The organism is Rahnella sp. PAMC25617 (assembly GCF_050606005.1).
GTDB lineage: Bacteria > Pseudomonadota > Gammaproteobacteria > Enterobacterales > Enterobacteriaceae > Rahnella > Rahnella variigena.
This window is the reverse complement of the sequence record NZ_JBOCUM010000012.1, coordinates 1-20,714: the sequence shown is the minus strand read 5'-3', so window position 1 is coordinate 20,714 and position 20,714 is coordinate 1. Positions and strand designations below refer to the sequence as shown.

Here is a 20,714-nt window from a genome sequence, read left to right as displayed (position 1 = left end):
CTAGTCTCTTGATTTATCATGGCTATTTCTTAATGACTTACTGATGAGTTGACCTTTTGCATCGAAATAACGACTCGGCCAAATTTGTGCTGGTGCAATATTGAGTGCAGAAGCAATCAGCATTTCGCCTTTCGGCCACGAACGTGACAATGCATTGGAAAGAGTCGAAGAGGACAAACCCGCTGCGCGTGAAACGGCGGCAAGCGTTGTTCCTTGCTTACGCAGTGCGGCAATAATGTCAGCCTGATGCCAGTCGGTATAGGTTTTCATTGGATACCTCCATGCCAGAGAACAAAGTGACGAAACGATCTCGTTGAACGTTCCTTACCTCCAGTAATCTGGGCCGCAACTCCCAACTGCGGATGAGCCGCAGCGAAGTGATCATACCGTAATGACTTACCGCGTGCCAATTGCGAAATCATGAAGTTGAGAACTTGATTCAGAGTAAATTTAAGTCGTTACATGGAGTTACATCAGAGACAGGTTCTTTGCCCAAGGGCGCTTTCAGAAAACTTGCTGAACGGAGCGGCTTCGAGACCTATGGCTCGAAGACCGAGAGAAGGCACCGCGAAGCGGCAAGATTTCGCGCCTGTCGCTGTGATAACTGGAACATAGCCAGCCAGCGATAGCGCGGAGTAAAAAAGCGGGGAGAGATCCAAGAGAGGGAAAGCACTTCCCTCTCTTGGGCGGTTTCGGCGCAGCGCGTTGAGTGATCACCGCACTTGAGAAACCGAAATTTACTCAATCCAACTTTCACGGTGAGTGAAAAAAACGAAATTTTCTCGCTCCAGCCCTCACGACGAGTGAAATTCCCTTATCCATTGGCCGCCCCGTTGCAGCGCCCCCTGCCACTAATGCCTCGTCTGCCCCTGATCCCCCGTGATAACGGAAAACTCCGCCATCATCCGCACCAGATCCTGCATCCCCAGATTCACCTGATTGATCACATCACCCGCATTGCGGCTCAGCGCCACGCCACCACCGGCGCGGTTGACGCAATTCCCCATACCATCAATCGCCGCCATCACGCCATCGCGGATGCTTTGTGTAAGCTGGTCAATTTCGACGGCGGCTTTGCGGGACTGATCGGCCAGTGAGCGGACTTCTCCGGCGACCACCGCGAATCCCCTGCCCTGTTCTCCGGCATGTGCCGCTTCAATCGTCGCGTTGATGGCCAGCAGATTGGTCTGGGATGAAATCCGGCGGATGGTATCCACCATTTCGCCAATGCGTTCGGAGGTCTGCCCCAGTTGCCCGATAATCTCTGAAGTACGGCGCGCCAGCGCTTCCACTTCCTGCATATCTTCCACCGCTTTCTGCACGATGGTCACACCTTCAGCCGCCGTTTTATCCGTGGTCAGGGAAAGCTCATGCACATGCGTCATCATGCTTTCCTGCTGGCGCTGCTGTGCCATCTGACTGGTAATGTCCTGGGCGATTTTGACAATTTTTATCACTTTGCCGTCGTCGTCGATCACCGGGTTATAACTCGCCTCCAGCCAGATTGCCTGACCCCGGCCATTCATACGCTCGAAGCGCCCGAGAATAAACTCGCCGTTTCTGAGACGTTGCCAGTGGTTGCGGTAATCGTGTGAATCGCGGTATTGCGCAAGACAAAACATCAAATGGGGATGACCCTTAATTTGTTGCAGAGAATAACCCATGACTTTCAGGAAGTTATTGTTTGCAGAAATTACATGACCGTCGGGAGTAAAGGTAATCAGCGCCATTGAACGTTCCAGCGCCTGAAGAATTCCCTGATGTTCGTGAGATTCATTAATTCTTTCGGAGACATCACTGGCAATTTTAATTATCTCAGTGACTTTGCCTTGTTTATTTTTGACAGGTATGTACGTTGCTTCCAGCCAGATTATGCTTCCGTTTTTCTGTACGCGTTTAATATTTCCGCTGACCGATTTTCCCTGCCGCAATGCTTCCCAGTGCAAACGATACGCATCGCTGGCAACAAACTCCGGCGTACAGAAAATCCGGTGTGGCTGCCCCATCACCTCATTCCTGTTGTACCCCATGCTGCTCAGAAACAGATCGTTGACCTCAAGCACCACGCCTTCTGGCGTGAAAGCGATCATCGGAACTGCCTGCTGAATAGCAGCGAATTTATCACGCCATGCCGTACTAAACTGATGAGAAAATAATTGCATAGGACAGATACCCTGTGGCTGATAACGTGAATTAATGCGCGATCGCAATTAATTGAAATAAACACGTGCTAATTCCCGCAGGTTATTAGTAAGGTCACTAATAAATAGCGAAAAATAGTCTGGCCCCTGGGTGGGTGGCAGGAGGATTGCTCAGGCAGTCAAAACATTATGCGGTGAAAAATAAAGTCACGCGCAAAATCATTACTCTGTTAATTAATCAACTTTCTTATAGTGAATTAAGCATAATTTATTCCACTGAAAAAGAAAGGGGGGCGCGGGAGTATTTTTTTCAGCCTGTTCACCGTCAGATGAACAGGCTGAAATCAGGGCAGTTCACATCGTGATCAAACTGACCAGCGTTTGATTGCCCAGCTTTTTTGCTGTGAAGGCGTCAGGAATGTCCAGGCCACGAAACGGCTGATCTTGTTACCGTGAACCATTTCGACAGTGCGGACATCCGTCGCACCCTCTTCACTCAGCGCGTCATACAGTAACGGCAATGTCGTTTTTTTAGAAACCAGCACCGTGTACCAGAAACAGTTCTGCGCTTTACCGGCGCTTTCTTCTGCCATGCGAACCACAAACGCTTCTTCACCGCCTTCACACCACAATTCGTTGTGCTGGCCGCCAAAGTTCAGTTCTGCGGTACCGGCACGACGATCCAGACCGAGGTTCTGACGTTTACGCTGACTGCCAGACGCCGCATCTGCCGCCGACGCATGGAATGGCGGATTACACAGCACTGCGTCATAACGCTCATCGTGGCGGATAATGGTGTCGAGAATACGCTGCGGTTTAGCCTGTAAACGGAAACGCACCTGATTGGTCAGCAGCGGATTGGTCGCGACAATTTTCTTGGCCGCCGCCATAGAAACCGCATCAATCTCACTGGCGGTAAAGCGCCAGCCATATTCACGCAGGCCGATAATCGGATAAATACAGTTCGCGCCAACACCGATATCCAGCACGGAAATGTCTTTGCCCTGCGGGATCTTGCCGTTGTTGCTGCCTGCCAGTAAATCAGCCAGATGGTGAATATAATCCGCACGCCCCGGAATTGGCGGGCACAGATAATCGGCAGGAATATCCCAGTTTTCAATCTGATAGCAATCGCGAAGCAAGGCACGATTCAGGGCTTTAACTGCCTGAGCGTTGGCGAAATCAACGGACAAATCGCCCCATTTATTTTCGACAACAAACGGTGCCAGTTCCGGGCTGCTGGCAATCAGGGCCGGGAAATCATAGCGGCTGCGATGACGATTTCGCGGGTGAAGACCGCTTTTTTCCTGAGGGAAGACTTTCTTTTTTTCCACCTGAGTGACTCTCCGAGAGGTGTGCGCGACGCATAAAATATGCGATGGGGCGTTAGATATTCATGAATGGCGCACAAGATACCACAAAGCGCCGCTGCCTGCCGGATGCATCCGGGCTGACGCGGGCACATAAAAACGGTCAGCGTCTGATTAAATCGGGTAATGTACAAATCATAGTCTTTATGAATTATTTGCTGAGGAAAATCATGAGCACTGATGAACGCTACTATTACGAACCAGCCAAAGGCCACGGCCTGCCCCATGACCCGTTAAACGCTATTGTCGGTCCGCGTCCGATAGGCTGGATTTCCTCCCGCAATGCCGCCGGACAGCGCAATCTGGCGCCTTACAGTTTCTTCAACTGTTTCAATTACCGTCCGCCGATCATTGGTTTTGCCAGCAGCGGTTGGAAAGACAGCGTGGCGAATATCGTGGAAACCGGTGAATTCGTCTGGAATCTCACCACCCGACCGCTGGCGGTGAAAATGAATGAAAGTTCGGCCTCGCTGGAACACGGTGCAGATGAGTTTGATTTCGCAGGTCTGACGCCGCAACCGGGAACACGGGTTGCCGCGGATCGCGTGCTGGAAAGCCCGGTGAATTTTGAGTGCAAACTGACACAGTGTATTCAGCTGAAAACGGCGGCCGGTGGCGATATCGATACCTGGCTGGTGCTGGGTGAAGTGGTTGCCGTACATATTGCGCCACATCTGCTGATTGACGGGATTTATCAAACCTCGCTGGCCGAACCGGTATTACGCGCCGGAGGCCCTTCTGCCTACTACGGCATTTCTGAAGATTTACGCTTTGACCTGATACGCCCGGACGCCCGCTGAGTTCTGATCTTCACTGTAAAAAAAAAGCCACCGTGCGATTTACACCGCCGGTGGCTTTTTCATTGAGGGGATTATTTTGTAACGTAGCTATTTATGGTTGTAATTCTGCTCGACGAAATCCGCAAAATCCTGGCACATCGCGTCATCACCGTCGGCGCTGTCAGCTAAAATTCGGGCACCATCCACCACGCGGATGTGCACATTCAGGTCGAAATCGGCTGCGGGCTGCTCACGTTTTGATGCCATTTCAATGGTCTGCTGCGCATCCTGCCACGCCGAATCCACCGTCTGATTACAGGCCTGCGCCAGATAATCGGGATTGAACCCCTCGCCGGTCAGGCTGCGTAAGGTATCGTCGTGGCTGACGCTGTTACCCGGCGTCCAGTAATGCTTCGCCAGATCCGGGCCGATGGCCGGATTGTCGGTCAGGTAGCCATCGCGTTTCAGGAAGAAGGCGCGGGTCTGTTCAACGGCCATCATCGCCAGCAGATAGCCCTGATAAGAACAGGCGGATTCCATGGAAAGCAGATGCGGGATTGCCAGCGTCGGACGCGGACTGCCGGTCACGCCAAGAATATGCGTTTCAACATCACGCGCCAGCGCAGTCATGGCTTCCGGCGTGCGTTTTTCATCTGGCCACTGATAAAGCTGCCACTCGAAATACGGCACCAGCAGAATGTGACGCTCATTGAACGAACGCATCGGCTGACGGGCCTCGATACTGGCGCGGATCAGTTCGTCCGGCACCGGCTCACCGGCGGTATTTTTCGCGTAACGCTTCAGCCAGTCAGCGTCATCGAGCAGGCTGTCGCAGAACATGGACTGCGTTTCAGCATACGCCATCGACGTCGGCGGGAATTCTTGTGAGAAGCACGGTGCGTTCTGGCGGATATTGGCGAAATGCGCCGCATGTCCTCCTTCATGGAACAAGGTATTCAGACCCGTGGCGCCGCTGCCAATCTGATCCGGTTTTGCCAGACTGGTGAAGTTAATCACCGCAGGCACCCATTTGCCGTTGTCATAGAACGGCGGCACCGGTCCGTGCATAAATCCGTTCTCGTATTTGCCTTCGCGGACCAGCAAATCGAGCTGCATTTCTGCGCCGTTAAAACCGATATTCAGGCGTTTGAAGCTGTCAATCCAGCGGCGCAGGGAATCGGCAAACGGGAAGTAAGGATCGAGCTGACGGGTGACGTCACCGGCGCTGGCGAAACGGATATTCCACGGCAGCAGTGCGGCATCACCTTCGCGTGCTACCAGTTCATTGAGGCTGCGCGTGTTGCTTTCGCGGGTGCGTTCTTCGAACCGGTCGAGGATAGCGAATAACTGTTCCGGCGACATCCGCTCGGTTTTATTCACTTTATAGTCGAAATAGTTACGGTAACCGAGCTGGCGGGCAAAACGGTTACGCAGGCCGATCAGTTCAGGCAAGCCGTTATGCAGCAGCCAGTCTTCCAGATCGCGCAACGCATTCTGGGAACTGCGGCGGTAAGCTTCATTTTCGTTATTGGCCTGATTAGTCAGCAGTTCGCCGAGAGAGGCACTGACGCGCTCGCCTTTGCTGTTAATGTGGGTCATACGGTACTGCTTACGCTTACCAAACAGCACGGATTCGGCCTGAATGATTTCATCCATCAGCGCCTGGGCTTTGGGATCTTCAATCACATTACAGTCGAAGAAATTCAGCCAGCCGCGCAGACCGTGGAGCAGCGCATCACGCTCGTCGCTGGCACTGTGTTTTTCCAGACTGGCGATGGCGTCACGAATTTCCTGCGGACGGGAAGGTTCAGCGATAAAGCGTTTGTAAGCAGTTTCGGCAGCGGAGAAAGCGTCGGAGACATTTTCATCACCGGTGCCCATGTAGTTTTGCCAGAACAAGTTTTCTTTGTTCTGATGCACGTTGAGGTAATCGCGATTGAGGGCGTTAAAATAGTCCTGAGCCTGTTTCATGTAATCTTCTCTGCTGAATGTTAAAGAGATTTTACATTGAGTGTATGTTCGCAAAGCGGTTATGTCGATATGGCAAAACCGCTTTTGAATGTCAGGCAGGATTGTGCGGAAATCAGTTTTTCTTCACGAACTCGGATTTGAGTTTCATCTGACCAAAACCGTCAATTTTGCAGTCGATATTGTGATCGCCTTCAACCAGACGGATGCCCTTCACCTTGGTCCCGATTTTCAGCATTGAAGAACTGCCTTTCACTTTCAGGTCTTTGATTACGGTGACAGAATCGCCATCCGCCAGCAGGTTACCGTTGGCATCGACCACTTTCAGCACGTCATCTTCCGCGCTGTTTTCACCGCTCATTGACCAGACATGTCCACATTCAGGACAGTTAAGCATTTCACCGTCCTGCCAGGTGAATTCGGACTGACACGTAGGGCAAGCTGGCAACGTTTCCATATTTAAATCTCCATAAAACTTTATAAAAAAACGAATGAAATCAGTAAATAGATTCCGTAGTTCCTTTATTTTAGCCTTTAACCACACTTTTGAACAGGGTAAGGGAGATTTTGGGGAGATGAGCTAACTGAGCTCATTCCCAGCTTCTAAAAAATCTGATCCACAATCATTTTGGCCTCAGCCATATCGCCACACACTTCTGCTGCCACCAGACAACATGCCAGCTGATTCAGAATCGCCTGCGGGACAGCGCGTTCGCCCTTCAGGCATTCCTGAATGTAGTTCACGGTGGCGTCGACGTCTTTGGTCGACGGCACATCGGCGGCAAAAATCTCTTCTTTTTCTGCCAGCACACTCAGTTCACCACCGGCGATAAAGTGCGTTTGCGGGAAGCGTGACGGATTGGCATACACTTCCCCTTCCGTCCCTTGCGTCAGCAATGCACGGCCATCAATCTGGCGGAAAAATGAGGAAACACGCTGAATATATTCGGGATGAGAAACGCTGGATAAACGCAACGCATCCTGCCCGATGAAAGGTGTGATGAGTTTCGCCAGCGTATGGCTGCTGTTACGCACGCCCATCTGCCAGCGCAGTGCCAGTTGCTTTTCGATCGGCGCGCACATGACCGAAACCGGCACAAAGACCGGGCCGTTTCCGGCATCAAGCTGCTGCTGCGCCTGTTGCTGGTTTTGAGCAGCGTCGATACCTGATGCGCGGAAAATCTCCGCGCTGGTGATACGGGTAGGATCTTCATCCACGCCATGCACTACCACCGGCAAACCCAGACGGCTGAGCAGCATCGCCAGCAACGGCGTCAGATTCGCCTGCTTACGGGCGCCGTTGTAGGTCGGAATGACCACCGGCAGCGGACGATTTTCCGGTGCCTGCAGACGCATCACGCGCTCTTCCATCGCGGCATAAAACCCGAGCATCTCTTCTTCCGCTTCGCCTTTGATACGAAACGCAATCAGCAGCGCACCCAGCTGTAAATCCGGCACTTCACCGGCCAGAATTTCGCGGTACAACGCAAGCGACTGCTCACGATCCAAATCACGGGCATGATTCTTTCCACGCCCCACTTCTTTGATGAGTTTGGTGTAATCCATCGTAGCGTTACCTTCTCTGTGTAATGACTTTTCTTGAGGAAAAATTATCGCCGGCGGGCGCGACGGCGAACCGGATCTTTCTTCGCTGTTTTCAGGATATCAGGGCGTTTCACCGAACCGGGCGCAGGCATTTCGCGCTGTTCAATAGGAAACACCGGTAATGCCGCGAGCAGGCGCGAACCGTAGCTTTTGGTCAGCAGACGCTTGTCATAAATCACGATTTCGCCAGTACATTCATGGCTGCGGATCAGACGCCCGACCTGCTGGATCAGGTTGAATGACGCACTGGGTAAACTCTGCACTTCAAACGGATAGCGCTTCAGCGTTTTCAGCCACTCGCCTTCGGTCAGGATCACCGGGCTGTCGATCGGCGGAAACGCAATTTTATGGATGTGCACCTGCGTCAGCAATTCACCTTTCAGATCCAGCCCTTCCGCGAAAGATTGCAGGCCGATCAGCACGCTGGTCGTACCCGCGGCGACGCGCTTGCGGTGCTCCTCGACCAGCCGGTAACGGGGCTGATCACCCTGCACCAGCAGCATCAGGCGTAAATCCGGCAGCAAAGAAACGAATTGCTGCAACGCACGGTTACTGGCGAATAACACCAGCTGGCCGGTGTGCTGCCCTTTTGCCAGTTCGGCGCGGAAGAAATCGGCCATCTCCTGCAAATGCGCAGCTTCGTTAGCCATCAGCGGCTCCAGCGTCATTTGCGGGATCACCAGTTTACCCTGCGTGACATGGCTGAACGGCGAATCCAGACTGACGAAAAGGTCGCCGGCTTTTTCCGTCAGGCCGGTCATTTCCTGCAAGCGGGAGAAACTGTTCAGCGAGCGCAACGTCGCAGAGGTAATCACCACGTGCGGCACTTTGCGCCACAGCATTTTTTCCAGCTGCTCGCTGACGCGTATCCCCGCGCAATGGAAGACCAGATGCGTCTGGTTATCGAAATAAGTCCGCGTCACCCATTTGCCAATCGGCGCATTGGACGCTTTATCCAGCGCCGCCAGCCGCCACAGTTTGCTCATGGTTTCGAGATAGCCCTGCATCCGGCTCATGTGCAAAATCGCGCGATGCAGACGCATAATGTCGTGTTTGCCGGTCTTCTCGCTGAGGTCATTCACCATGTATTCCGCCAGACTGCGCAGACCATCGGTGAGTTTAAACAGGCGGCTGCACTGCTCTGTCAGCTCCGGCGGCAATAATCCCAGTTCGAAACGGTATTCGGCTTCCGGCTCATCCGGGGGTAAATACTGTCCCACGGTCTGTTCAATCGACAGCAGCAGTTCGCGCATTTCGGCGCAGTGATTATGCAGACGCTCGGCGTTGGTCAGCGGCGGCGGATTCTTCGGCGTAAACAGCGCCAGACATTGTTCAATCTGACGGACAAAATTATCGAGTTGCAGGTTATTCCACATCGCGGTGATTTCCGCGTCGACTTCCAGCGCGTCGCGGGCCACTTCCGGCAGATGATGTCCTTCGTCGAGCACCAGCAGCAGGTCTTTTGCCGGTGGCAGCACGGATTCTGACTCCAGCGCCGCCATCACCAGCGCGTGGTTGGTCACTACTACATCTGCGCTTTCAATTTCTTTGCGCGCCACAAAATACGGGCATTCGCGAAAGTAATGACAGTTACGGCTGAGGCAGTTGGCTTTATCTGTGCTGATTTTGATCCACAGCGGATCGTCGATAGTCTTCTGGTAGTGATCGCGTAAACCATCCCACTCGTAACGTGACAGCGCGGTTTCCAGCGTTTTACACAGTTTCTGTTCTTCGCCGCTGGAAGGTGCCAGTTCATCACCAAGAAATAATCCCAGATCGCCCTGCGCATTTTCATTGCTCATCGCCGCCAGATTTCGCGGACACACGTAACGCCCGCGACCAAAAGCGCCGGTAAATTTCAGATCCGGAATGATTTTTTTCAGCAGCGGTAAATCTTTGCTGAAAATCTGATCCTGCAACGCCACGTTTGCCGTGCTGACAATCAGCGGTTTTTCTTCTTCACGACTGACAGCAATGCCGGGGATGAGATAAGACAACGTTTTCCCGACGCCGGTCGGCGCTTCGATGGCCAGATGCCGTGCAGAATCCCCCGAGAACGCCTTCGCCACTTCTGCAATCATCTGACGTTGCGGAGCGCGGGAAATGAAATCCGGGATTTGCTGTTGCAGGGCTTTGTACCACTGGCTTATCTGATTTTTTACTGCGGGGGAAAGCGCCATGCATCTCTTTTTTTGTTGGAAGTGAGACAGGAATGTCCCGGCTATTGTCCCACAGACCGGCTTCTGGCGCAGCCCGAAATCTTGGTTAAGGGCATTTCCTGTGGTGTAAATTTATGCAGAAAAAAAGGAGGACGTGTAAAAAAAGAAAAAGTTCATTTCTGACTGTCATAAATTGATCACAAATATACGGTAAAAAACTCTCGCTGAGAAAAATCCGAGTCCATACGGAATGCACAGCAAAAATGATGATTAGCGTCTTTCCACAAGACTTCATATAAAGCTTTTATGAAAAGCTTTTAATAAAGAATGCAGGGTAAAATTCATGAAACGTAATATTCTGGCACTTTTAATTCCTGGTTTATTGATTGCATCAGGCGCACACGCAGCGGAAGTTTATAATAAAGACGGCAATAAACTGGACCTGTACGGTAAAGTGAAAGGTCTGCATTATTTCTCTGATGCTCCCGGCAGTGATGGCGACCAGAGTTACGTGCGTTTCGGTTTTAAAGGCCAGACCCAAATTAATGACCTGATCACCGGCTACGGCCAGTGGGAATACAACGTCATGGCTAACCATGCTGAATCTGACAGCAAAACGCCAAGCACCACCGGCACCAAAACCCGTCTGGGCTTTGCCGGTCTGAAATTTGGTCAATACGGTTCCGTCGACTATGGCCGTAACTACGGCGCACTGTACGACGTTGAAGCCTGGACCGATATGTTCCCTGAATTTGGCGGTGACGGTTACACCAAAGCTGACCGCTTCATGACGGGCCGTACCAATGGCGTCGCCACGTACCGTAACCGCGGCTTCTTCGGCCTGGTTGACGGTCTGAACGTAGCCGTTCAGTACCAGGGTAAAAATGAAAACGACGGTCGCGGCAGCAGCACAGCCAACGGTGACGGCTATTCACTGTCTACCACTTACGCACTGGGTGATACCGGCGTGAGCTTCGGCGGCGCGTATGCGTCTTCTGACCGCACCACGGCGCAGAGCAATTCCGCTTACGGCAAAGGCGATAAAGCTGACGCATGGACTGGCGGCATGAAATATGACGACAATGGCGTTTATTTAGCCGCCATGTATGCTGAAACCCGTAATATGCTGGCCATTACCGTACCAGGCGGAATTGCAGGCGCACCGGCAGGAAGTGGTTTTGCAAATAAAACCCAGACCTTCGAAGCCGTTGCACAATATCAGTTCGAAAATGGCCTGCGCCCTTCACTGGGTTATGTCCAGACTAAAGCAAAAGATATTGAAAACATCGGTGATGCTGACCTGGTTAAATATGTTGACGTAGCAGCAACCTATTATTTCAACAAAAACATGTCTGCCTATGTTGATTATAAAATCAACCAGCTGTCCGACGATAATAAACTGGCTCTGAACAACGACGACATTACCGCCGTTGGTCTGGTCTATCAGTTCTGATAATTAGTTCTAAAAACAGGCGCTTTACCACCTCATTATTCTCTGTCTTGACATTCTTCGGCCGGACTCACCCTCCGGCCTTTTTTATTTGTGTTATTTCTCGGCGCACCTCGCGTAAATCGCCATTTAGGCTTCCACACCCCGCTGAATCTGCTACAGTTTTAACGATTTTGATGAATGCGAATCTTTCTTAACAAGCAGGGATAACCCATGAATAAAATTTCGCTTTGCACCACCAGTGCTTTAATCATGCTGGCCCTCAGCGGCTGCGCGCAGCAAAAAACGGACGCCCAACAGAAACTGAACGATCAGTCGGTGATGGCGCTGAACTGGTTCCAGCAATCCGGTGAGTATCAGGCGCTGGCTTATCAGGCCTTTAACACGGCGAAAATGGCGTTTGATAACGCCCAGCCGCTGGCCGGACAGAAGAAAGCCGTCGTCGTCGATCTCGACGAAACGATGCTCGATAACAGCGCGTACAGTGCGTGGCAGGTGAAAGCGAATAAGCCATTCGACAGCAAAACCTGGTCCCAATGGACAGCAGCGCGTCAGGCTACCGCCGTGCCTGGCGCTGTGGAGTTTGCTAACTACATCAACACACATGGCGGCACGATGTTCTACGTGTCTAACCGTAAAACCAGCGAATACGCCGCGACGCTCGACAACATGAACCGCCTAGGCTTTACCGGCGCGAATGAAAAAACCATGCTGTTAAGTTCAGACACGTCCAACAAACAAGCGCGTTTCGACTCGATTAAAGCCGCGGGTTATCACGTGGTGATTTACATCGGCGACAACCTGAATGACTTTGGTTCTGCGACCTATCATCAGGGTAATGAACAACGCCGTGCCTTTGTGAATCAGAACCATCAGCACTTCGGCACGCAATACATCGTGCTGCCAAATCCGCTTTACGGCGACTGGGAAAGTGGTCTGGCGAAGGATTACAACAAGCTGACACCTGAGCAGAAATTGTCTGCGCGGGAGCAGAATCTGAAGGCATGGAATGGGAAGTAAGCTTTTAGAAAGCTGACAAATTATCTTTAAAAGATGATTTAGAGAAAATTTCGTTTTACCGGTTGCACCGGAGGCTTGATCGAGAATATTTCGGTTTTTTAAGCGCAGCGATCACTTAACGCGCTGCGCCGAAACCGACCAGAGGGGAAAGGCTTTTCCCCTCTGAACTCCCCTCGCTTTTTCAACACGCGCTAACGCTCGCTGGCTATGTTTCAGGTATCGCAGTGACAGGCTGGAAATCTTGCCGCTGCGCGGTGCCTTCTCTCGGTCCTGAAGCCTTTGGTCTTCAGGCCGCTCCGTTCAGCAAGATTCCTGAATCGCCCGCACGATCTTAAAATCAACGACAGACTGTTTTTCATCTTTTAAAAAGGTTGATTGGCGTGATCAAAATCCAGCTGAACGGAGCGGCTTCGAGACCTATGGCTCGAAGACCGAGAGAAGGCAGTGCGAAGCACCTGGATTTGCGCCACTCTCCAATGTGCCAGAATATGTCCGTCGTCCCAGCGATAGCGCGCAGTTAAAAAAGCGCGGAGTCCAGAGGCCCGCGCGTTACCGGGTCTCTGGTCGGTGTGGGCCGACGCCCACGACCTTGAATTTAAGACCAAAGTGGGTGGCAACCCACAAAATTACCCGATGTCCCCCACTAATCCATCAATCAATATCTGCGGCGTCCCCTGCGAGCAGCGTTCAATCCGCCCGCGGACGCCGTAAACACGCGCCAGACTGTCGGCGGTGATCACGTCTTCCGGTTCGCCATCGGCTATCAGATTACCGTCTTTAAGCATCAGCACGCGGTCGCCATGGCGCAGCGCGATATTGATGTCATGCACAACCACCACGGTCACGATATTGCGTTTCTGCGTCTCTTTGCGTACCAGATCCATGACGTGGAACTGATAGTTAAGATCAAGCGCGCTGAGCGGTTCGTCGAGCAGCAGTAAGGAAGGCTGGCGGATCAGGGATTGCGCCAGACCGACCAGCTGTTTCTGACCGCCGGAAAGCTGATCAAGATAACTCAGCGCCAGATGCTCGATACCCAGCTGACGCAACAACGTCATCACTTTATCGGTGCCTTCCGAGACTTTGCCCTTCCCGCCAGACGCACGCTGCGCCACGATGATGGACTCCAGCACATGCAGATGCACACCCGCAGGCAGCGTTTGTGGCAGGTAAACAACCTGCTCCGCACGGCGCGCAAAAGGCATCGGCATTAAATCGTGCCCGTCGAGAAACAACTGCCCTTCCGCGCGGTTAAGTCCGGCGAGGGAACGCAGCAACGTCGATTTTCCGCTGCCGTTTGGCCCGAGCAGCACGGTGATTTTTCCACGCGGCAGCATCGGGACATTGAGATGGCGGATCACGTGGCGCTTCGGATAGCCCGCGTTGAAATCGCGGATTTGCAGCCCCTGCGTGGCGGCATTCAGTAAATCTTGTGGCTGCGTTTCTGGCATTGCGGACATCAGACGTTCCCCCGGTGACGAAGAATAATACTCAGGAAGAACGGCACGCCGACCAGCGAGGTGACGATCCCCACCGGAATAATGACGCCCGGCACCAGATTTTTTGAGGCCACCGATGCCATTGAAAGCACCAGCGCACCAATCAGCGCACTGGCTGGCAGGTAGAAACGGTGGTCTTCACCAAACATAAGACGGGCGATGTGTGGCGCGACAAGACCGATAAATCCAATCGGGCCGACAAATGCGACTGCCAGCGCGGAAAGAATACTGATACGCAGCAAGGTGCCGAGACGCAAACGGCGCACGTCGATACCAAAACTCACCGCGCGATCTTCCCCCAGACGCAGCGCCGTCAGCTTCCACGCGCTCATCATCGACCATGGCAACAGAACCAGGAATGCCAGCAGCATTACGCCCAGCTTCACCCATGACGCACGCGCCAGACTGCCCATTGTCCAGAAAACCAGTCCCTGCAAGGTGTCTTCGGTGGCGATAAACTGCATCAGAGAAACCAGTGCGTTGAAAGTAAACACCAGCGCGATACCGAACAGCACTACGCCGGAACTGGCGACACGCGTCCAGCGCGTGATCCCATCCAGCATCAGCGCGGCCAGTAAGGCAAAAATAAAGGCGTTAGCAGAGATAAACCACTGGTCGGGAATGCCCGGAATACCGATACCCAGCACAATCGCCAGTGCTGCGCCAAACGCCGCCGCAGAAGAAACACCGAGTGTGAACGGACTGGCGAGCGGGTTGTTGAGGATAGTCTGCATTTCCGCACCGGCAAGACCGAGCGACATGCCGACTGCCACCGCCATCAGCGCATACGGCAAACGGATATCCCAGACAATCACGCGCGTACCCGGATCGGCTGCCGCCGCATCAAACAGGGTTTTCCACAGCGTACCGAGCGACAACCCCGAAGGCCCCATAATGAAATCAATCACCAGCGAGACGACGATCGCCAGCACCAGGACCAGCATGATTAACAGACGGCGGCGTACGATATTCTGGTATCGCCCCATCACGCCGTCCGGGGCGTTGCCTTTCACCGCCAGGGCGGGTTCGGTTGTTGCACTCATTTTCGCTTCAATCTCATTAAGTTAAAAACTTATGGCGGGAACAGATGTTGTGCTATTCCCAAAGAAAGGGAATAAATGATAATAATTATCAATGTGTTTTGCAAAACCTATCAGACTAAGACGTTAAACGCAGCGGTAACAAAGCATGATGTTGTCCGTTTTGTTTTGCTGAATTGCAGACGTAAAAAAGCGGAGCCTGAGCTCCGCTTTTCAACGATATGAATATTTCAAAATCCCAGCCGGTTACTTATCGACGTGATCCGGGAATTCCATTTCGCTGTATTTCACCACTTTGGTGCCTTTGGTCAGCTTATAGCCGAACCAGATAATCAGGAACAGCGGCAGGCCGATGTAAGTCGCGGCCACGCCATACCAGTCGATGGTGTCTTTCAGGAACGCCTGATAGTTCTGCCCCAGCGTAATAATCAGACACAGCACAAAGGCAAACACCGGACCAAACGGGAAGAAGCCCGAAAGGTATGGCAGTTTTTTCAGGTCTCGCCCCTGTGACACATAACCACGACGGAAGCGGTAATGGCTGATAGCAATGCCGAGCCAGGCAATAAAGCCGGTCATACCGGACGTGTTCAGCAGCCACAGGTAAACGGTCTGATTACCAAACATTGAGCTCAGGAAGCACAACGCAGCCACAATCGTGGTGGCATACAGCGCGTTACGCGGTACACCGCCTTTCGACAGTTTGGCGAAAATACGCGGTGCTTTGCCTTCGCTTGCCAGCGTAAACAGCATACGGGTAGACGCGTACATCCCTGAGTTACCGGCAGACAGCACGGCGGTCAGGATAACCGCATTCATCACCGCCGCCGCTGACAGCAGACCGGCATTACGGAACACCAGCGTGAACGGGCTGACCGAAATATCGCCGACTTCGTTACGCAGCAGGTTCGGATCGGTATAAGGAATGATCAGGCTGATGACCAGAATCGCCAGAATATAGAACAGCAGAATACGCCAGAATACCTGACGAACCGCACGCGGGATGTTTTTGGCCGGGTTTTCGGATTCACCTGCCGCGACGCCAATCAGTTCGGTGCCCTGGAAGGAGAAGCCGACGATCATCGCCACGCCTATCATCGACGCAAAGCCGCCTGCAAACGGCGCATCACCGATAGCCCAGTTATGCCAGCCAGCCGTTTCGCCGCCGCGCATAATGCCGGTGATCATCAGTACGCCCACGGCGATAAAGATGATGACAGTGACCACTTTGATCAGCGAGAACCAGTATTCCGCTTCGCCGAAACCGCGAACAGAAATGTAGTTGAGGAGGAAAATCAGGCCGAGGAACAAGGCGCTCCAGATCCAGCCCGGCGTGTCCGGGAACCAGTAGTTCATCACCAGCTGTGAGGCAACCAGGTCAACCGCGATGGTGACTGCCCAGTTGTACCAGTAGTTCCAGCCCAGTGCGAAACCGAAGCCTTCTTCTACATAGCGGGAACCGTAGGTGGAGAATGAGCCGGAAACGGGCATGAACGCCGCCAGTTCACCGAGGCTGGTCATCAGGAAGTACACCATGATGCCGATTAATGCGTATGAGAGCAGCGCGCCACCCGGGCCTGCCTGTGAAACTGTCGCACCGGATGCAACGAATAATCCCGTACCAATTGAACCGCCGATGGCGATCATCGTTAAGTGACGTGCCTTCAGCTCGCGACGCAGTGTGGGAGCCACCTGCGCATTTTTTGTAGGTTGTTGAGCCATTTTTTCCCTATATCCGCTCGTCATGTGGAAATTTAAGCGCGGATTGTAGCAAAACCTGCCGCTCTGAATAGCAGGAACGACCTGTTATAAGACACCTTCATAACAGGCCGTGGATCATTAGCGAAAGACCGTTATTGAACTTCGCGGCAGTACGTTAAAAAACGCGATAACGCGCCGGAGATGTGTTTCTGACGATGATGTATAAGGTAAAGTTTGCGTACCAACGGCGCGACCGGCAGGTGGATTTCCACCAGTGAGCCGCTGGCCAGCTGCTCAGCAATCACCCGCCGGGAGAGACAACTGATGCCAATCCCATGGCGGACGGCGTGCTTGATGGCTTCAGAATTACCCAGTTCCATCACCAGATTGAAATCAGGTAATTGCGGTAACAACAAATGGTCGAGCACTTCGCGGGTACCCGAACCGCGTTCACGTAAGATCCACGGTTCACGCGCCAGTGATTCAAGCGAAACGACCTGCCCCGCCAGCGGATTTTCGGGGGCAACGAATACCACTAACTCATCGTCCAGCCAGGGCTGAGTGATAAGCTCGGGCATCTGACAGGGGCCTTCGATCAGCCCCAGATCGACACGAAAATCCGCCACCGCATTGATGACGTCATTGGTGTTGCCGACGTTAAGCTCGAGCGGCGTATGAGGAAAATCCAGCCGGTAATCAGCAATCATCCCCGGCAGCATATAGTTGCCAATGGTACTGCTGGCGCCAATGCGCAGCGAACCGTTGTCCTGATTAAACAGACGTTCGATTTCCCCCGCCTGTTCCAGCAATGCCAGTGCTTTCGGGTACAGCAGACGTCCGTGCTCATTAATCACCAGCCGCTTCCCGACACGGTCAAATAACTGCACGCCGAGCTGCCCTTCGATATCAGCCAGCGCCGCACTGACTGCCGATTGTGATAATGAAAGCACAACCGACGCCTGAGTGGTCGAACCGCTTTTCAGCACCTCGGCGAAAACTTCAAGTTGTCGCAATGTTATGTGCATAAATGTCCCGCTGTTCTCATGCGCCTGACTGCACGCTTGTTCTTTTTAGTATAGACCCTTGGCTTGCAGGTCTCTTTTACATGAAATCTTTATACCAGTTTTTTCGATAGGTTATAAAGTTATAATCAATTTCATTTTTATATAAGCGCGGCGTAGCCTTATGTCATCACTCCTGAACGAGGAACGGACGATGACCCAATTTTCACTCAATAAAAGCGACGCGCTTAAACATGATGTTGACCAGCTTGCGCTGCAAAAACCTGGCGGATACAGCCGCCTGCTGCCGGGCTTGGCTCTGACCGGTGCCATTACCGGGCTGGCGGTCTGGCTGAGCAACTTCCCGTCGCTGAGCCATCTCGGTCTCAGCGCGCTGACGCTGGCTATTGTCATCGGCATGGTTGTCGGCAACACGGTATATCCGGCCGCCAGGCCCTGGTGCGACAGCGGCGTTACGCTGGCAAAACAACGCCTGCTGCGTCTGGGGATTATCTTGTACGGCCTGCGTCTGACGTTCGCGCAAATCGCCGACGTCGGCGCAACAGGGATCCTCATCGATGCCCTGATGTTGTGCTCCACCTTCGCCCTTGCCTGCTGGCTGGGACAACGGGTATTTAAATTAGACCGTGATACGTCGATGCTGATCGGCGCGGGCAGCAGTATTTGTGGTGCTGCCGCTGTGATGGCGACCGAACCGGTACTGGATGCCAAAGCAGAAAAAGTGACCGTTGCCGTTGCCACTGTCGTTATCTTCGGTACAGCGGCCATCTTCCTGTATCCGTGGTTGTGGCATCTGAACGAGCAATATCACTGGCTGAGTTTTACCGCGTCACAGTTTGGGATTTACACCGGTTCGACGGTGCATGAAGTCGCGCAGGTGGTAGCGGCCGGTCAGGGTGTCAGCCCGGACGCTGAAAATGCAGCAGTAATCGCCAAAATGATCCGCGTGATGATGCTGGCACCCTTCCTGTTGCTGCTCTCTGGCTGGAAATCACGTAAAGAGGTTCAGCACGGCGGTCAGAACGGCGGTATGCGCAATATCACCATTCCGTGGTTCGCCCTGTTGTTTATTCTGGTCGCAGCGTTCAACTCGCTGGATATCCTGCCGCACAGCTGGATCCCACCGCTGATTACGCTGGATACCGTGTTACTGGCGATGGCGATGGCGGCGCTGGGTCTGACAACCCACATGAGTGCCCTGCGTCAGGCGGGTCTGAAACCGATGCTGCTGGCGGCAATACTGTTTATCTGGCTGATTGTCGGCGGTGCCGGTATCAACCAGCTGGTGCATCATCTTTTTGGCTGATGTTGCGGCTTTTAACATTCCGATGCTGCGCCTCCTGCCCGGAGGCGCTATCATTCGTGAATAAACGCGATGAAAACTGAGGAGCAAAAATGAAGTTTGTGGGAGCACACGTCAGTGCAGCCGGTGGTGTCGATCAGGCGGTATTGCGCGCACATGAGCTGGAAGCCACGGCTTTTGCGCTTTTCACCAAGAATCAGCGTCAGTGGAAAGCCGCACCTTTGCCGGAAGATGTGATTGAAAAATTCAAACTGGCTTGTGAAAAATACGGCTACAAGAGCAATCAGATTTTACCGCACGACAGCTATTTGATTAATCTCGGACATCCGGTGACGGAAGCGCTGGAAAAATCCCGCGACGCTTTCCTTGATGAATTGCAGCGCTGTGAGCAGTTAGGTCTGTCGCTGCTGAATTTCCATCCGGGTAGCCATCTGATGCAAATCGAGGAAGACAAATGCCTCGAACTGATTTCTGAATCCCTGAACATTGCGCTGGATAAAACTAAAGGCGTCACTGCCGTTATCGAAAATACCGCCGGTCAGGGCAGCAATCTCGGTTTCCGCTTCGAACATCTGGCGAAAATTATCGACGGCGTGGAAGACAAAAGCCGCGTTGGAGTCTGCATCGATACCTGTCACGCGTTTGCGGCCGGTTACGATTTGCGCACGGCAGAAGAATGCGAGAAAACGTTTAAACATTTCGAAGAAGTTGTGGGCTTTAAATACCTGCGCGGTATGCATCTGAACGATGCGAAAAGTGAATTCAACAGCCGCGTTGACCGTCACCACAGCCTCGGTGAAGGGAATATCGGCAATACCGTGTTCAGCTGGATGATGAAAGATGCCCGCTTCGACGGCATCCCGATGATCCTCGAAACCGTCAATCCTGATATCTGGAAAGATGAAATCGCCTGGCTGAAAGCGCAGCAGAAGTCGGAGAATGACGAAGCCGCCGCTTAATCATTAGTTGCTTTTACGAAAGCAATAAAAAAGGCGCGACATGTGAATGTCGCGCCTTTCTGTTATTTACAGCCTGCTGATTATGCAGCGGCTTTCGCAGCTAACGCAGCATCTGAACGTTTCAGAATCGCGTAAGCACCACCGGCCAGAACGGTACCGGCGATAATCGCCACCAGATAACCCAGGATCGGAGTGATGGCACCCGGGATTAACAGCACGAACAGACCGCCGTGTGGCGCCATCAGTTGTGCATGGAAGGCCATTGACAGAGCACCGGTCAGTGCGCCACCTGCGATACAGCATGGCAGAACACGCATCGGGTCACGGGCCGCGAACGGAATGGCCCCTTCAGTAATGAAGCACAGACCCAGCACCATGGCAGCCTTGCCGCCTTCGCGCTCGCCCTGCTCGAACTTCTTACTCGCCAGAATCGTTGCCAGACCCATTGCCAGCGGTGGCACCATACCGGCAGCCATGATGGCAGCCATCGGGCCGTACACGGAAGAACTCAACAATGCCACGCCGAATGCGTAAGAGGCTTTGTTTACCGGGCCACCCATGTCGGTACACATCATCGCACCGAGGATCGCGCCGAGCAGAACCGCGTTCGCTGTACCCAGAGATTGCAACCAGTTAGTCAGACCAACCATGATTTTAGCGACCGGTGTACCGACGATGTAAATCATCACCAGACCGGT

The 20,714-nt window shown here is 53.0% G+C and carries 17 protein-coding genes; 5 read left to right on the top strand and 12 right to left on the bottom strand.

Annotated elements, in window-relative coordinates; genetic code table 11:
* From ACM615_RS15130 to rlmF, 3 genes are all read right to left on the bottom strand, one after another.
* Entirely contained in the window at nucleotides 1-270 is a 270-nt protein-coding gene (locus ACM615_RS15130; protein ID WP_132965518.1) for a helix-turn-helix domain-containing protein, read from the bottom strand.
* 581 nt (nucleotides 271-851) lie between these two features.
* Entirely contained in the window at nucleotides 852-2,162 is a 1,311-nt protein-coding gene (locus ACM615_RS15125; protein WP_431012121.1) for a methyl-accepting chemotaxis protein, read from the bottom strand.
* Nucleotides 2,163-2,506: 344 nt separating this feature from the next.
* Nucleotides 2,507-3,475 carry a 23S rRNA (adenine(1618)-N(6))-methyltransferase RlmF gene (rlmF, locus tag ACM615_RS15120; protein ID WP_112287765.1) on the bottom strand — a complete coding sequence of 323 codons (969 nt, stop codon included), beginning with the start codon at nucleotides 3,473-3,475 and terminating at the stop codon, nucleotides 2,507-2,509.
* Between the two features lie 206 nt (nucleotides 3,476-3,681).
* Between rlmF and ACM615_RS15115 the strand changes: the two genes are divergently transcribed.
* Entirely contained in the window at nucleotides 3,682-4,311 is a 630-nt protein-coding gene (locus ACM615_RS15115; protein WP_132965520.1) for a flavin reductase family protein, read from the top strand.
* A gap of 87 nt (nucleotides 4,312-4,398) precedes the next feature.
* On the opposite strand, the gene ACM615_RS15110 is transcribed toward ACM615_RS15115, so the two are convergent.
* The 4 genes from ACM615_RS15110 to dinG form a co-directional block, all read right to left on the bottom strand.
* Nucleotides 4,399-6,261, bottom strand: coding sequence for a M3 family metallopeptidase (locus ACM615_RS15110; RefSeq protein ID WP_279918587.1), 1,863 nt, complete (start codon nucleotides 6,259-6,261; stop codon nucleotides 4,399-4,401).
* Nucleotides 6,262-6,373: 112 nt separating this feature from the next.
* Nucleotides 6,374-6,715: a zinc ribbon domain-containing protein YjdM gene (locus ACM615_RS15105; protein ID WP_112287762.1), complete on the bottom strand. Its 342-nt coding sequence runs from the start codon at nucleotides 6,713-6,715 to the stop codon at nucleotides 6,374-6,376.
* Between the two features lie 146 nt (nucleotides 6,716-6,861).
* Nucleotides 6,862-7,824, bottom strand: coding sequence for a DNA-binding protein YbiB (gene ybiB / locus ACM615_RS15100; protein ID WP_112287761.1), 963 nt, complete (start codon nucleotides 7,822-7,824; stop codon nucleotides 6,862-6,864).
* Between the two features lie 44 nt (nucleotides 7,825-7,868).
* Nucleotides 7,869-10,043, bottom strand: a complete 2,175-nt coding sequence (dinG, locus tag ACM615_RS15095) for an ATP-dependent DNA helicase DinG (protein ID WP_112287760.1) — start codon at nucleotides 10,041-10,043, stop codon at nucleotides 7,869-7,871.
* A 322-nt stretch (nucleotides 10,044-10,365) separates the two neighbouring features.
* Here dinG and ACM615_RS15090 point away from each other — a divergent pair, with 322 nt between their 5' ends.
* On the top strand, nucleotides 10,366-11,475 hold the full coding sequence (locus tag ACM615_RS15090; RefSeq protein WP_113877481.1) for a porin: 1,110 nt from the start codon (nucleotides 10,366-10,368) through the stop codon (nucleotides 11,473-11,475).
* Between the two features lie 210 nt (nucleotides 11,476-11,685).
* The gene (locus ACM615_RS15085) at nucleotides 11,686-12,492 is read left to right on the top strand and encodes a 5'-nucleotidase, lipoprotein e(P4) family (RefSeq protein ID WP_431012120.1); all 807 of its coding nucleotides are present in this window, start codon (nucleotides 11,686-11,688) and stop codon (nucleotides 12,490-12,492) included.
* 626 nt (nucleotides 12,493-13,118) lie between these two features.
* Here ACM615_RS15085 and ACM615_RS15080 read toward each other — a convergent pair.
* The 4 genes from ACM615_RS15080 to yieE all read right to left on the bottom strand — a co-directional run bounded on the left by ACM615_RS15080 (nucleotide 13,119) and on the right by yieE (nucleotide 17,757).
* Nucleotides 13,119-13,952 carry an ABC transporter ATP-binding protein gene (locus ACM615_RS15080; RefSeq protein ID WP_113877479.1) on the bottom strand — a complete coding sequence of 278 codons (834 nt, stop codon included), beginning with the start codon at nucleotides 13,950-13,952 and terminating at the stop codon, nucleotides 13,119-13,121.
* Nucleotides 13,952-15,034, bottom strand: coding sequence for a FecCD family ABC transporter permease (locus ACM615_RS15075; protein WP_112287858.1), 1,083 nt, complete (start codon nucleotides 15,032-15,034; stop codon nucleotides 13,952-13,954). Before ACM615_RS15075 ends, ACM615_RS15080 begins: the two co-directional genes overlap by 1 nt.
* Before the next feature lie 243 nt (nucleotides 15,035-15,277).
* A complete protein-coding gene (locus ACM615_RS15070) occupies nucleotides 15,278-16,753 on the bottom strand; it encodes an amino acid permease (RefSeq protein WP_112287857.1) in 1,476 nt (491 codons plus the stop codon).
* 131 nt (nucleotides 16,754-16,884) lie between these two features.
* Nucleotides 16,885-17,757, bottom strand: coding sequence for a DNA-binding transcriptional regulator YeiE (gene yieE, locus ACM615_RS15065; protein ID WP_112287856.1), 873 nt, complete (start codon nucleotides 17,755-17,757; stop codon nucleotides 16,885-16,887).
* 190 nt (nucleotides 17,758-17,947) lie between these two features.
* Here yieE and ACM615_RS15060 point away from each other — a divergent pair, with 190 nt between their 5' ends.
* Nucleotides 17,948-19,060: a YeiH family protein gene (locus tag ACM615_RS15060; protein ID WP_129639020.1), complete on the top strand. Its 1,113-nt coding sequence runs from the start codon at nucleotides 17,948-17,950 to the stop codon at nucleotides 19,058-19,060.
* 89 nt (nucleotides 19,061-19,149) lie between these two features.
* Nucleotides 19,150-20,016 carry a deoxyribonuclease IV gene (gene nfo, locus ACM615_RS15055; protein ID WP_113877477.1) on the top strand — a complete coding sequence of 289 codons (867 nt, stop codon included), beginning with the start codon at nucleotides 19,150-19,152 and terminating at the stop codon, nucleotides 20,014-20,016.
* An 80-nt stretch (nucleotides 20,017-20,096) separates the two neighbouring features.
* Here the strand turns inward: nfo and ACM615_RS15050 are convergent.
* On the bottom strand, nucleotides 20,097-20,714 hold a 618-nt coding region (locus ACM615_RS15050), incomplete at its 5' end, for a fructose-specific PTS transporter subunit EIIC (RefSeq protein WP_431012119.1).